Annotated in this window: 10 protein-coding genes; 4 read left to right on the top strand and 6 right to left on the bottom strand. The window is 68.5% G+C overall.

The genetic code is table 11. The features are described from left to right. The 5 genes from ABI214_RS13145 to ABI214_RS13125 form a co-directional block, all read right to left on the bottom strand. Complete coding sequence (locus tag ABI214_RS13145) at positions 1-813, bottom strand: ESX secretion-associated protein EspG (RefSeq protein WP_348602985.1); 813 nt, start codon at positions 811-813, stop codon at positions 1-3. Beyond that, positions 810-2045 (bottom strand): PPE domain-containing protein, encoded by a 1236-nt coding sequence (locus tag ABI214_RS13140; RefSeq protein WP_348602984.1) that lies wholly within the window; start codon positions 2043-2045, stop codon positions 810-812. The genes ABI214_RS13145 and ABI214_RS13140 overlap by 4 nt, the downstream gene beginning before the upstream one ends. Before the next feature lie 58 nt (positions 2046-2103). Then, positions 2104-2412: a PE family protein gene (locus ABI214_RS13135; protein WP_348602983.1), complete on the bottom strand. Its 309-nt coding sequence runs from the start codon at positions 2410-2412 to the stop codon at positions 2104-2106. A gap of 128 nt (positions 2413-2540) precedes the next feature. Then, on the bottom strand, positions 2541-2891 hold the full coding sequence (locus tag ABI214_RS13130) for a metallopeptidase family protein (protein ID WP_348602982.1): 351 nt from the start codon (positions 2889-2891) through the stop codon (positions 2541-2543). A 1-nt stretch (position 2892) separates the two neighbouring features. Beyond that, complete coding sequence (locus ABI214_RS13125) at positions 2893-3984, bottom strand: septum formation family protein (protein WP_348602981.1); 1092 nt, start codon at positions 3982-3984, stop codon at positions 2893-2895. Between the two features lie 60 nt (positions 3985-4044). On the opposite strand from ABI214_RS13125, the gene ABI214_RS13120 reads away from it, so the two are divergent. Both ABI214_RS13120 and serS read left to right on the top strand, forming a co-directional pair. After that, positions 4045-4455: an ankyrin repeat domain-containing protein gene (locus ABI214_RS13120; RefSeq protein ID WP_348602980.1), complete on the top strand. Its 411-nt coding sequence runs from the start codon at positions 4045-4047 to the stop codon at positions 4453-4455. A gap of 30 nt (positions 4456-4485) precedes the next feature. After that, complete coding sequence (serS, locus tag ABI214_RS13115; RefSeq protein ID WP_348602979.1) at positions 4486-5745, top strand: serine--tRNA ligase; 1260 nt, start codon at positions 4486-4488, stop codon at positions 5743-5745. Between the two features lie 79 nt (positions 5746-5824). On the opposite strand, the gene ABI214_RS13110 is transcribed toward serS, so the two are convergent. Then, positions 5825-6313 carry a PaaI family thioesterase gene (locus tag ABI214_RS13110; protein ID WP_280761533.1) on the bottom strand — a complete coding sequence of 163 codons (489 nt, stop codon included), beginning with the start codon at positions 6311-6313 and terminating at the stop codon, positions 5825-5827. A gap of 519 nt (positions 6314-6832) precedes the next feature. On the opposite strand from ABI214_RS13110, the gene ABI214_RS13105 reads away from it, so the two are divergent. Then, a complete protein-coding gene (locus tag ABI214_RS13105) occupies positions 6833-10078 on the top strand; it encodes a beta strand repeat-containing protein (RefSeq protein WP_348611596.1) in 3246 nt (1081 codons plus the stop codon). Positions 10079-10363: 285 nt separating this feature from the next. After that, a complete protein-coding gene (locus tag ABI214_RS13100; protein WP_348602978.1) occupies positions 10364-13576 on the top strand; it encodes a beta strand repeat-containing protein in 3213 nt (1070 codons plus the stop codon). The last annotated feature ends 213 nt before the right edge of the window (positions 13577-13789 follow it).

Genomic DNA, 13789 nt, shown 5'->3' with positions numbered 1-13789 from the left:
TCAGTCGAGCTGCGCGAGAAGGCCTTCGAGCGCCTGACGCAACCGGCCCTGGGTGCCGGGGCTGAGCGACGTCCACCGGACGCCGTCGGTGGCGACGCTGGTGGTGCCGACGACGCGTCCGGCGGCGGTGTCGAACACGGTGACCGGTCCGCGGGCCAGTTCGGGGTCGCCGCCCTCTCCGACGATGCCGACAAGTCCGACGATCTCGGTGAACGTCGGGCAGGCGGCGAACGCGGGCCCGACGACCGCGGCGTCCGCGGCCGGAACCCCCACCGCGATCAGCTGGTCGGCCGCCTTCTGCGGGTCGGTGATCCGGTCGAGCGCGGCGCCCAGGTCCGCGGTCGGGCAGTTCACGACGCCGAACGGCAGCGCCGGGACGGTGCCGAGCGCGTGCACGACGGGGCCGGCGAGGTCGCGTCCCGGCCGTTGGACGGTGAAGGCGTCGCCGCTGCGCAGGGCCAGCACGGCGCCGTCGGCCGGGTCCTGGTCGAGGGCCAAGCACGCGCGATGGACGGTGCCGCCGACGAACTTGCGCACCGCGATCTCGGCGCGCGGGCGGGCGAGCGTCCGCACCTGTCGGGCCAGGTCGGGATGCACCGTGATGCCGTCGACCAGGCCGGCGGCCGTGAGCCTGTCGTGGGCGCGGCGGAAGACCGCGTCGCGCGCGGGGAGCGAATCGAAGCGCGGACCGGCGTCGAGCACGACCGGCAGCACGTCGACGTCGAGCAGGTGCACCAGCAGGTCGATCTCGTCGACGTGCAGGGTCGTGGGCGGCAGCGTCGTGCCGATCGGTTCGATTCCCAAGTCGATCACCGCCCGTCCTCGGGCAGGTCGGCGCCGATGACCGACGGGATGACGGTGCGCCCGTCGGCGAAGTGCTCGAACTTCCTCAGGTAGCCGGGGGTGGCGCGGTCGCCCTCGTCGGTGTCCGCGACGCCGCGCTGCGCGCCCCTCGGGGTGCCGGACATCGGTGTGTTGCGGGCCGCGGCCGCCGCCGCCGTCTCCGCGCGCATCGCATCGGCGGCGCCGACGCCTGGGCCGGTGCCCGTGCCGCCGCCGACTGCGCCGCCGCGATGTCCGGCGCCGTCGAGCTGACCGGCCTGCGCCCACCCGTCGGGCAGCGCCGCCCCGGCCCCACCGCCCCCGCCCCCGCCGACGCCCGCGGCGCGCGAGGCGACGGCGCCGGACGCCCCGCCGCCGGACACGCCGGACGCGGCGCCTCGCCCGGCCACCGGCGCGGGCGCACCCGCGGTCCCCATCAGTGCGGGCGACCCCGCGCCCACCCCGCCGAGGACGGCGCCGCCGAAGTTGGCGGCGGCCGAGGTGGCGCTGGACACGGTGCCCGCGACGGTGCCGACCTGCGATGCCGCCGTCGCGACGGCCGGGTTCTGCGCGAACGCGGTGGCCGCTGCCGCGATGGTGCCGACCGGGTCGTTGCGGAAGTCGTTCTCGAGTCGGCGCCGGGCCACGTCGCCGCTGTCGCGGGACTCGAGGCCCACGGTCGAGCCGTTGGTGAGCGGCGGCGGAGGCGCGAAGGTCTCGGGTGTCGCGAGGATGCTCGACGCCGCCTCGTAGCCCTCCATCACGATGCCCGCGCGGATGTCCATCGCGCGGTCGGCGGCCTCGGCCACGGCCGCGGAGCCGTTGAGGGCGCCACCGGTGGTGTAGGCCGCGGTCTTGGCGGTCTTGACCGCGGCGATCTCGGGCAGGCTCGGCATGGCCAGGGCCGCGGTGGTGTAGGCACCGGCCTCGGCGGACGCCTTCGCCGCGGTCTCCGCCGCGAGGGTGGCGGTCTGATCGGTCCAGGCCGCGAAGGGGGCGATCTTCGCGAGGGCGGCCTCGGCAGCCGTCCCCTCCCACCCGGCGCGCAACTCGTCCATGACCCGGACCAGGGTCGCGCCGGCGTCGACGAAGCCCTCCGCGATCGTGGTCCAGGCCGGGGCGGCGGCGCTGAGCGGCACCGGGCCGGCACCGGCGCTGAGCGTGCTCGAGTTGACGGTTGCGCCGCGAGGCATCCAGACGACGCCTGTGACACCCATGGTCATGATGCGTTACTCCTCGGTTCGGCTGAGAGTTCGGCTGAGCGGTTCGGGATGCGCGCGGTCACATGCCGGTGGCGAGCGACGTGCCGAAGGAGCGGTCCTCGTCCTGGTACGCGGCGGCCTGCGCGCGGAGCATCGCCGCGGCGGCGGTCAGTTCCTCGATGCCCCGAGTGGCGGCCGGCCCGAAACTGCCCGCGAGCCGGTTGAAGTAGCCGGCCGCCAGCACCGACACCTCCTCGGACCCGGACGGCGCGACGTTCAGAGTCGGGGTCGTGGCGGCCAGCGTCGCCTGCAGGCGGGCGGCCAGTGCATCGAGTTCCGCGGCCGCGGCGACGAGGACGTCGGGTTCGACGAACACGTGATGCGACATGGCTGAACTCCTCGTCTCGGGGTCGGTGGCAGCGGGAACGGGCTTCGCGAAACTTGTTCCTGATTGCTTCGACGCAGGAGGAGGCCGGTCGGTTCCACATGAAACCGACGAAAATCCGATGCGGGTGTTCAGCCCCAGCCGAGCTCGTGGAGGCGGTCCTCTTCGATGCCGAAGTAGTGGGCCACCTCGTGGATCACCGTGACCATCACCTCGTGCACCACCTCGTCCTCGGAGTGGCACACGTCGAGGATCGCGTCGCGGTAGATCGTGATGGTGTCGGGCAGGGCGCCGCCGTAGTGGCTGTCCCGCTCGGTCAGCGCGATGCCGTGGTAGAGCCCCAGCAGCGTCGGCTCCTCGTCGTTGCGCGGTTCGACCAGCACGACGACGTTGTCGATCGCCGCCGCGAGCTTCTCCGGGATGAGGTCGAGGGCCTCGGAGACCAGCTCCTCGAAGCGATCCTCGGTCATCGTCACCGACACGTCAGGCTCCCGGTAGCGGCGCCGCACCCGGCAGCGGGGTCGGCACGGAACGTCCGTCGGGGGCCGCCGGCGGCGGGACCGGTGCCTGACCGTTGATCAGGATGTCGCCCTTGGCGCCGCCGACGATGGTCGCGAAGCCGTTGCCGTCGGTCTCCTTGCCGATCGAGCAGTTGATCTTGCGGCTGCCCACGAGCCAGCTGTCGAGGTCGAGGTTGTCCCAGAACAGGGTCAGGGTCTTGTCGCGGAGCGCGTCGGGGGAGCCCAGGTAGCCGTTGCTGGCGTCGGTGCACGCCTTCTCGAGGACCTTGTCCTGGTCCTCGACCGACGGCATGCCGCCGGGGAACTGGCTGGCCAGGTCGATCACGCCGACCACCTCGAACGCGTGCGGGTCGGCGCAGCTCACCGGATCGGACGGCACGTTCTGGTTGATGCCGATGCAGGTGCCGACGTCCCACACCTTCGACTGGTCCTGCTCGGCGACCTTGCCGTGAATGGGCAGCAGGGCGCCGGTGACGCCGGAGAACTGCAGACCGCAGCGGATGGTCCGTTCGCCGGCGGCCCAACCGGCCTCGCCCGGGTTGATCAGGCCGACGCTGAACTTGCCCTTCGGGTCGAAGCGGCCGCCCAGGTAGGCGTTGACGGCGGGAGCGCACTGCTCGTCGCGCAGCTCGGAGAACCGCAGCACTCCGGGGAACTTGGATCCGGGTCCGAATTCGACGCCCGGGTACAGGCTCAGGTCCACGTCGGTGGCCACCTCGAACTGGTGCGCCTGGCCGCAGTCGACCTTCTCGAGGTCGCTGGCATCGCGTTCGGACCACGTGAGGCAGTCGCCCGTCGTCGCCGACCCGAATGCCTGACCGGCGACGGCGCCCGTCGGCCGTGGCCCGACGCCGGCGGTGTGCGTGGGCAGTTTCTCGCCGCCATCGAAGCCGCCGGACACGAAGACCGTGGCGATCGCGGCCAGCACCGCGCCGATCGCGACGAGCGCGAGTGCACGCCGCGTGACCGGCGCAGACAGGTGTCGGCGCCGTTCCGGCTGCGGTGCCGACTCGGCTGTCGGCTGCGACTTCGGCTCGGTCTCATCCACGGACATCCCGTCCATAATGCCTTCAACGGACGCAGATACCGAAGTTTCCGCGTAGGTTCGTGCGGCATGAGTGAGGAACATCCCGCGACGCCCGACAGTGACGTGCAGGAGTTGGCCGGTCGATTGTTCGACATGGCCCGGGCCGGGGATGCGGCGACGCTCGCGCAGTACGTCGACGCCGGTGTCCCGGTCAACCTGACCAACGCCGCCGGGGACACGCTGGTGATGCTCGCGGCGTACCACGGCCACCCCGACGCGGTGCGTGCGCTGATCGAACGCGGCGCCGACGTGAACCGCGCGAACGACCGTGGGCAGACGCCCCTGGCCGGTGCGGTGTTCAAGGGTGAGGACGCCGTGGTGGCCGCGCTCGTGGCCGCCGGCGCCGATGCTCAGGCCGGTCAGCCGTCGGCGCTCGAGGCCGCACGCATGTTCGGACGTGACGATTATCTGCAGATATTGGGGAAGCACCCGGAGTGAGCGCGGCGTCACCAAGTAGGGTTTGTGGTCGTGATTGACCTCAAGTTCCTTCGCGAGAACCCCGACGCCGTCCGCACCTCGCAGCGCACCCGCGGCGAAGACCCCGGTCTGGTCGACGCGCTGCTCGAGGCCGACGCATCCCGCCGCGCCGCCATCCTGGCGGGTGACACGCTGCGCGCCGAGCAGAAGGCGTTCGGCAAGAAGGTGGGGCAGGCGTCCCCCGAGGAGCGTCCGGCGCTGCTCGAGGGTTCCAAGGAACTGGCGCAGAAGGTGAAGGACGCCGAGGCCTCGCAGCACGAAGCGCAGGCCCGGCTGGACGAGGCCCACCGCGCGATCTCGAACATCGTGCAGGACGGCGCCCCCGCCGGCGGCGAGGACGACTTCATCACCCTCGAGACCGTCGGCGAGATCCCGACGTTCGACTTCGAGCCCAAGGACCACCTCGAGCTCGGCGAGTCGCTGGGGCTGATCGACATGGAGCGCGGCGCCAAGGTGTCGGGCTCGCGGTTCTACTTCCTCACCGGCTTCGGCGCGATGCTCCAGCTGGGCATGCTGCAGCTGGCGGCGCAGAAGGCGATGGCCAACGGGTTCACGATGATGATCCCGCCGGTGCTCGTGCGCCCCGAGGTCATGCAGGGCACCGGCTTCCTGGGCCAGCACTCGGACGAGGTGTACCACCTGGCCGACGACGACCTGTACCTCGTCGGCACCTCCGAGGTCCCGCTGGCGGGCTACCACTCGGGCGAGATCCTCGACCTGTCGGCGGGGCCGAAGCGGTACGCGGGCTGGTCGTCGTGCTTCCGCCGCGAGGCCGGCAGCTACGGCAAGGACACCCGCGGCATCATCCGCGTCCACCAGTTCGACAAGGTGGAGATGTTCACGTACTGCAAGCCCGAGGACGCCGACGCCGAGCACCAGCGTCTGCTCGCGTGGGAGCGGGACATGCTCGACGCGATGGAGCTCTCGTACCGGGTCATCGACGTCGCCGGCGGCGACCTGGGATCGTCCGCGGCCCGCAAGTTCGACTGCGAGGCATGGGTTCCCACGCAGCAGCAGTACCGCGAGCTGACGTCGACGTCGAACTGCACCACCTACCAGGCGCGTCGTCTGCACGTGCGCTACCGCGACGAGAACGGCAAGCCGCAGATCGCCGCGACCCTCAACGGCACGCTCGCCACCACGCGCTGGCTCGTCGCGATCCTCGAGAACCACCAGCAGGCCGACGGTTCCGTGCGCGTTCCGGCGGCACTGGTGCCGTTCGTCGGGCGTGAGGTGCTGACCGCGCCGTAGTTCGCGTCTCCAGAAGCTGAAGGGTCCCTTCGTGCGCTGACAGCGCGTGAAGGGACCCTTCAGCTTTCGGCGGGAGTGATCAGCGCAGGATCAGGCAGGTGGTCGACGCCGTCGCCAGCAGCCGGTCCTGATCGTCACGGACCTCGGCACGCGCGGTCGCGGTGGTGCGGCCGGTGTGCTCCGAAAAGCCGTGCACGCGAATGGATCCGCCGTTCGCCTTGATCCCACGGATGTAGCGGACGGTGATGTCGAGCGTGGTGTAGTGGACGCCGGCGGGCAGGGTGCTCGACACGGAGAAGCCCATGGCGGTGTCGATCATCGTGGCGATGACGCCGCCGTGCACGCTGCCGACCGCGTTGTAGTGCCACTCCGCCGGCTCGGCGGTGATCTCGACGAACCCCTCGCGGGCGTCGGTGACGCGGAACCCGAGCGTGCTCGCGGTCGGGTGGTGCGGGACGGTGCCGTCGACGAGTCCGCGGACGAACTCGAGTCCGCTGAGGTTGCGGTTGGCCTCCGCGATGGGGGCGGGGTCGTTCCAGGTGTAGGTGCGCTGGCGTTCGGTTGACACGCATCGGACGGTACCCGGCGCGGGGCCGTCGGCACGGTTCAGTCGGGCCCGGCATGCCCCGCCACCAGATTGGAATCAATTTCAGAATTCTTCGCAGACGGGTCCGCCGGCCTCGGTCGTTCGTTCGGTGAGGTTCGGTCGAATTCGGCGTGTCCCGGGTCGCAGCCCTTGTTGCCGCAGGATCGTCGAGGCCCTCTTCTCGCGAGATTCTGCCGCGATGGGGCTATTTCGAGGGTGAAAACCTCGGGCGAGGGGCGATCCGGGCATCGAGGCGGCTTCGAGACTCACATCGATGCGATTTGTAGAGGTAAGAACGCTGGACAGGTGTCCGACCAGGGCAAACGCTCGGCGAGTGCATGCTACCAGTCGGTAGCCTTCCGATGTCGCCAGCAAATATTCAGCTACATGTGGATGTGAGATCGGCAAAAGCGATACACGGACGTAACACCGTCGTTATGGTTTCCGAACCTCTGCGGATTAGCCCTCCCCCCATCCGCAACTTCTTACAAGGAAGTGTGTATGCAGAATCCATTACTGAGGCGCTGTGCCGCGCCCATCACAGGCGCAGCGCTCGTGGCCGGAACGATGTTGATCGGTGCCCCGGCCAACGCGGTGACCACCACCACCAACTTCACCAGCTCTTGCCAGGCAAAATCGGTTCTCACGGTCGACAAGAGCGTGGCGGCCTCGATGACGGTCGACGCTCCTGTGTCGGTGGCACCGGGTGAGACCTTCACCTACCGCATCAAGCCCAACGCCTCCTCGTACCCGAACTCGGACTCGGGCGCGACGACGACCAACCTCTCACGGCTCAAGTACGACTACGCGATTCCCGACAACGCGACCTTCGTCAGCGCCGCGATCGTTCCCGGTACCGCGATAGGCCTCGACAACGTCGCCCCGAACGTGCTGCGCGTCAGTGAGGCCGGCGCGGTGGACAACGCCGCCGGCCCCATCGTTCGGCTCTCGGGCAACAACGAGGTCGTCGGCAACGGCGGCAACAACAGCACGAACAACGAGGGTGGCATCCGGGTCCCGAAGTCGAAGAAGAACCTCGACGGTTCGACCAACTCGAACGGCGACACCTGGTACCAACTGCCCGCCGTGGACATCACCGTGACCGCCGGTGCGCCCGGCGTCATCCAGCCGAAGGTGCGTCTCGCCGGTTCCGCCTCGTCCTACGGCAACGACCAGAACTTCAGCACCTCCCTGGCGAAGGCTTCATTCCTCGGCGGCACTCAGTGGGCGCCGACCCGGTGCATACCGAGCGACAACAAGAGCGCGCCCAACGCCGGCGCCGGCCCGCTGGCGACGATCAATGTCGTTGCCTCGCAGGTGTCGACCACGACGACCCTGAATGCCCCGGCCACCGCGGAGACCGGTGCTCAGGTCACACTGACGGCCAACGTCGCGCCCACGAACGCGACGGGCTCGGTCCAGTTCCAGGACAACGGCGCGAACATCGGCTCCGCGGTTGCGGTTTCGGGTGGCGCGGCCAGCCTGAACCACACCTTCACCTCGGCCGGATCGCACTCGATCACTGCGGTGTTCACCGCAACGGGCAACTTCACCGGTTCCACGTCGGCAGCTCAGACCGTCACCGTGTCGGATCCGACGCCGGTCGATGTGACGACGACGCTGGGTCTGACGGTTCCGCAGAACGCGGAGACCGGCGCGGCTGTCGATCTGACCGCTAACGTGACTCCGTCGGACGCTGCGGGCACGGTGCAGTTCAAGGACAACGGCAACAACATCGGTTCTCCGGTGACGGTGGCGTCCGGTGCGGCGACGCTGTCGCACACGTTCGCTGCTGCTGGTGCTCACGCGATCACCGCTGACTTCGTCGGTGGCCCCGGCTTCACGGGTTCGACCGCGGGTGCGCAGACTGTCACGGTGACGGATCCGGTTGTGCCGGACACGCAGACCACCACGACGGTCACCGCGCCGGCTACTGCCGAGACGGGCGGACAGGTGACCCTGTCGGCGACGGTTGCTCCGGTTCCGACCGGCGGCACGGTCCAGTTCAAGGTCGCCGGCAATGCTGTCGGTGCGGCGGTGAACGTCGATAACGCCGGTCACGCGAGCATGCCGTACACGTTCAATGCGGCCGGTTCGTACGCGGTGACCGCGGAGTACTCGGGTGCGACCGGGTTCACGAGCTCGGTGGCGTCGGCTCAGACGGTGACGGTGTCGGATCCGACGCCGGTCGATGTGACGACGACGCTGGGTCTGACGGTTCCGCAGAACGCGGAGACCGGCGCGGCTGTCGATCTGACCGCTAACGTGACTCCGTCGGACGCTGCGGGCACGGTGCAGTTCAAGGACAACGGCAACAACATCGGTTCTCCGGTGACGGTGGCGTCCGGTGCGGCGACGCTGTCGCACACGTTCGCTGCTGCTGGTGCTCACGCGATCACCGCTGACTTCGTCGGTGGCCCCGGCTTCACGGGTTCGACCGCGGGTGCGCAGACTGTCACGGTGACGGATCCGGTTGTGCCGGACACGCAGACCACCACGACGGTCACCGCGCCGGCTACTGCCGAGACGGGCGGACAGGTGACCCTGTCGGCGACGGTTGCTCCGGTTCCGACCGGCGGCACGGTCCAGTTCAAGGTCGCCGGCAATGCTGTCGGTGCGGCGGTGAACGTCGATAACGCCGGTCACGCGAGCATGCCGTACACGTTCAATGCGGCCGGTTCGTACGCGGTGACCGCGGAGTACTCGGGTGCGACCGGGTTCACGAGCTCGGTGGCGTCGGCTCAGACGGTGACGGTGTCGGATCCGACGCCGGTCGATGTGACCACGATGCTGGGTCTGACGGTTCCGGCGACGGCTGAGACGGGTGCTGCGGTGAATCTGACTGCGGCGGTTACTCCGTCGAACGCGCAGGGCACGGTGCAGTTCAAGAGCAACGGTGTCAACATCGGTTCGCCGGTGACGGTGTCGGGTGGTACCGCGGTTCTGTCGCACACGTTCGCTGCGGCGGGTGCGCAGGCGGTCACGGCTGAGTTCACGGGTGCGACCGGGTTCACGAGCTCGGTGGCGTCGGCTCAGACGGTCACGGTCAGCGATCCCACTCCGGTGGATGCGGCCACGACGACGATCCTGAGCGTCCCGGGCAACGCGAAGACCGGTGAGGCACAGGATCTGGTGGCGACCGTCTACGACAACGGCACCGAGGAAGTCATTCCGAGTGCCGGTACGGTCCAGTTCTTCGACGGTGGTGCCGCGATCGGTTCCGCGCAGGTGACCAACGGTGTGGCAACGCTGAACCACACGTTCACCACCACGGGTACGCACACCATCACCGCAACGTTCAGCGGCGCAAACGGATTCACCGGCTCCACCGCTGACGCGAAGCAGGTCGTCGTGACGACGCCGACCCCGGTCGACGTCGAGACGGCCACCGTCGTGACGGTGCCGGCCAACGCCACGGTCGGCACGCAGGTGCAGCTGTCGGCGCAGGTGACGGGTGCGGGCAACGCGGCAGTGACCGGCACGGTCCAGTTCTTCGACGGGGCCACCCCGATCGGGGACGCAGTGCAGGTGGTCAACGGTGTGGCAACGCTGAACCACACGTTCACCACGTCGGGTGCGCATAGCATCCACGCGGTGTTCAGCGGCGGCCAGGGCGTGGCGAACTCGACGTCGAGTGCGCAGACGGTCCAGGTCTCCGGCGGTAGCCCGGGCGGCAGCCTGGGCAACCTGGGCAGCCTGAGCGCGATCCTCGGGGATCTGCTGGGCGGCCTGAACTTCGGCTCGTAAGCAGTAACTGATCGTCCAGGCGAGGTCTCGTCTCCCCACGGAGGCGGGGCCTCGCCTGAGGCCGTTGTAGACGACCGAACGCACTACATTCCGCTGTCGGCGCCGGATTCAGCGGCGAGATCCTCTTCTGTGTCACCAATCACGTTGCCGGCGAATGGCAATACGATCTGGCGATTGACCATCAAGATGAATCTGCAACGTTCGCCGACGATTACGCTGTTCGCAGCTAGCGTCGGCATTGTCCACACTGCTGGGTCGGGGAAGCGTGTACCTGAGGAGGATTCAGTGGGATTGTCAGCCTTACGGCGGCTCGCCACACCCGTCATAGCGGGTGCGGCAGCGGTCGGGCTCCTTGTCGCGGGCAGCGGCCCGGCCTTTGCGGCCGATCCGCCGCCGTCCAGCAACCAAGGCTCGTCCGACAACGTCAAGTTCAAGAAGGAAGTGATCGGCAGTAACGTCCTCCATCGAGGCGACACAGTCACCTACAAGAGCACGATCTGGGTCGACAGTGGTGTCGAGCGCTACATTCCGAAGTTCCGGGACGTACCACCCGCCGGGTTCGCGCTCGTAGCGGGCAGCCCGAAAGTGACCTATCTGGGTGCCACGAACAAGGCCACCTTCACCAACGAATCGGATGGCGGGGTCAGCGCCAAGTGCAGCGGAAGCGGCTGCAACGCTTTCGGCAACGGGTTCATCGTCAAGAGCGGTCAGAACGTCACGCTCGAGGCCAGCTACCGGATACCCGACAGCTTCGCGTTCGGCACCTACGACAGTGGTGTGCTGCTGGACGTGTGGGCCTTCGGCGGGAATCCCCAGGGCGCCAATCCGTTCAGTGTCCGAGTCAGGGTGGAGGAGTTCGCCACGACCACCGCGCTGCAGGCGCCGCCGTCTGCGACGACGGGCCAGCCGGTGACCCTGACCGCGACGGTGAACCCGGGCAACGCGAGCGGCCAGGTGCAGTTCAAGGACGCCGGTGTGAACATCGGTTCGCCCGTCACTCCTGTGAACGGTGTGGCCACGCTTCCCCATGCTTTCAGCTCGGCCGGTGCGCACAGCATCACCGCGGAGTTCCTCCCCGGTGCCGGCTACTTCGGCTCGACTTCCGCGGCGCAGACCGTGGCGGTCACCGATCCGGTTGTGTCGACGTCGCTTACGGTGTCGGCGCCCGGTACAGCGACGACGGGTTCGTTGGTGGATCTGACTGCCACGGTCAGCCCGTCGAATGCCCAGGGTTCGGTGCAGTTCAAGGACAACGGTGCGAACATCGGCGGTCCGGTTGCGGTGACAAACGGTGCAGCGGTGCTGCCGCATTCGTTCGGTAGTGCGGGTGCGCACAGCATCACGGCCGAGTTCACCGGTGCTGCCGGGTTCACGAATGCAACGGCTGCCGCGCATGAGGTGACGGTGTCCGATCCGGACGTGCAGACCTCCCTGACGGTGTCGGCTCCGGGTTCGGCGACGACTGGTTCGTCGGTGGATCTGACGGCTACGGTCAGCCCGTCTAATGCGCAGGGTTCGGTGCAGTTCAAGGACAACGGTTCGAACATCGGTGCTCCGGTCGCGGTGGCGAACGGCGCGGCGGTGCTGCCGCATTCGTTTGCCGCTGCGGGTGCGCACAGCATCACGGCCGAGTTCACCGGTGCTGCCGGGTTCACGAATGCAACGGCTGCTGCTCAGGCGGTCACGTTGACCGATCCGGATGTGCAGACGTCGCTTTCGGTGTCGGCTCCGGGTTCGGCGACGACGGGTTCGTCGGTGGATCTGACGGCTACGGTCAGCCCGTCGAATGCTCAGGGTTCGGTGCAGTTCAAGGTGAACGGCAACCCGGTGGGTGCTGCGGTTCCGGTGGCGAATGGTGCGGCGATCATGCCGTACACGTTCAATGCGGCTGGTTCGTTCTCGGTGACTGCTGAGTTCACCGGTGCGGCCGGGTTCACGAACTCGACGGCGGCTGCGCATGAGGTGACGGTGATCGATCCGGATGTGCAGACGTCGCTTTCGGTGTCGGCTCCGGGTTCGGCGACGACCGGTTCGTCGGTGGATCTGACGGCTACGGTCAGCCCGTCGAATGCTCAGGGTTCGGTGCAGTTCAAGGTGAACGGCAACCCGGTGGGTGCTGCGGTTCCGGTGGCGAATGGTGCGGCGATCATGCCGTACACGTTCAATGCGGCTGGCTCGTTCTCGGTGACTGCTGAGTTCACCGGTGCGGCCGGGTTCACGAACTCGACGGCGGCTGCGCATGAAGTGACGGTGATCGATCCGGATGTGCAGACGTCGTTGACGGTGTCGGTCCCGGGTTCGGCGACGACCGGTTCGTCGGTGGATCTGACGGCTACGGTCAGCCCGTCGACTGCTCAGGGCACGGTGCAGTTCACCGACAACGGTGCACCGATCGGCGCGCCGGTTGCGGTGGTGAACGGTGTTGCGACGCTGCCGCACACGTTCGGCGCGGCGGGTGAGCACAGCATCGGGGCGTCGTTCACGGGTGGATCCGGCTTCACGGATTCGTCCGCGGGTACTCCCGGTTCGATCTCGGTGAGCGATCCGGTTCAGCAGACAACGCTGTCGGTGACGGCGCCGGCAACCGCAGAGACCGGCCAGCAGGTGAACCTGTCGGCGACGGTGACCCCGTCGAATGCGCAGGGTGCGGTGCAGTTCTCCGTCAACGGATCGCCGGTGGGCGCCCCGATTGCAGTGTCGGCGGGCTCGGCGACGTTGCCGTACGCGTTCAACGCAGCAGGCTCGTTCTCGGTGACTGGCGAGTTCACCGGCGCTGCCGGGTTCACGAACTCGACGGCATCGGGACAGAACGTCACCGTGACCGATCCGGTGGTCCCGGACGTCGAAACCTCGACGTTGATCGGTGTTCCGTCGACCGCGACGACCGGGGTCGAGACCACGCTGTCTGTGACGGTGCAGGCACAGTCCGGTACGGCGGTGCCGACCGGCAGCGTGCAGTTCCGGGACAACGGATCCCCGATCGGGTCGTCGATCGCCTTGGTGAACGGTTCCGGGTCGTTGGCGCACACCTTCCCCACGGTGGGTACGCACTCGATCACGGCGGTGTTCACTGCTGATGCCGGCTTCGTCGGATCCACGTCCACCCAGCGTCCGATCGTGGTGTCCGCGCCAAATCCGGTGGACGTGCCGTCGTCGGTCGTCATGACGTCGGCGACGTCGGCGACGGCGGGCGCGCCGTTCAAGCTGACGGCCAAGGTGATCGGTGCCCCGACGCTGCCGGGCACGGTGCAGTTCTTCGACGGCGGCATCGCGATCGGGCAGCCGATTGCAGTGGTGAACGGGATCGCTGAGCTCGAGCACACGTTCGACCAGTCCGGGCCGCACCAGATCCGCGCGGTGTACTCCGGTGGTTCGGGTGTGCAGGGTTCGACGTCGCAGGTCCAGGTCCTCGATGTTGCCGCGTCCGGTGGTGACACGGGCAGCACGGGCTCGCTGGGTTCGTTGGGCAGCCTGAGCGGATTCCGATTCGGATCCTGACGGCTGACGAGTGAAACAGGCTGTGGCCCCCTGCCCGACGGCAGGGGGCCACAGCGCTTTCGCGCGGTCGGACCTGGCCAATCGGGTCTCATCTGGACGTTTGTCCGGTAGAGTTCGAGCCGCATTTCAGACGCGGAGTCGGGCTGCCGTTTGGTTGCAGGGGAGTGGCGTGGGCCCTGCAGCGCGCCCCGGACTCGATTCCTTCAGCCTCGA

The organism is Prescottella soli (assembly GCF_040024445.1).
GTDB classification, from domain to species: Bacteria; Actinomycetota; Actinomycetes; order Mycobacteriales; family Mycobacteriaceae; genus Prescottella; species Prescottella soli.
Note: the sequence above shows the minus strand (reverse complement) of the source record. Positions and strands in the feature narration are given on the sequence as shown.

Coding starts and splice junctions, on each gene's coding strand:
- ABI214_RS13125 (WP_348602981.1), bottom strand. CDS start 3,984: ATGTCCGTGGATGAGACCGAGCCGAAGTCGCAGCCGACAGCCGAGTCG.
- ABI214_RS13135 (WP_348602983.1), bottom strand. CDS start 2,412: ATGTCGCATCACGTGTTCGTCGAACCCGACGTCCTCGTCGCCGCGGCC.
- ABI214_RS13105 (WP_348611596.1), top strand. CDS start 6,833: ATGCAGAATCCATTACTGAGGCGCTGTGCCGCGCCCATCACAGGCGCA.
- ABI214_RS13140 (WP_348602984.1), bottom strand. CDS start 2,045: ATGACCATGGGTGTCACAGGCGTCGTCTGGATGCCTCGCGGCGCAACC.
- ABI214_RS13120 (WP_348602980.1), top strand. CDS start 4,045: ATGAGTGAGGAACATCCCGCGACGCCCGACAGTGACGTGCAGGAGTTG.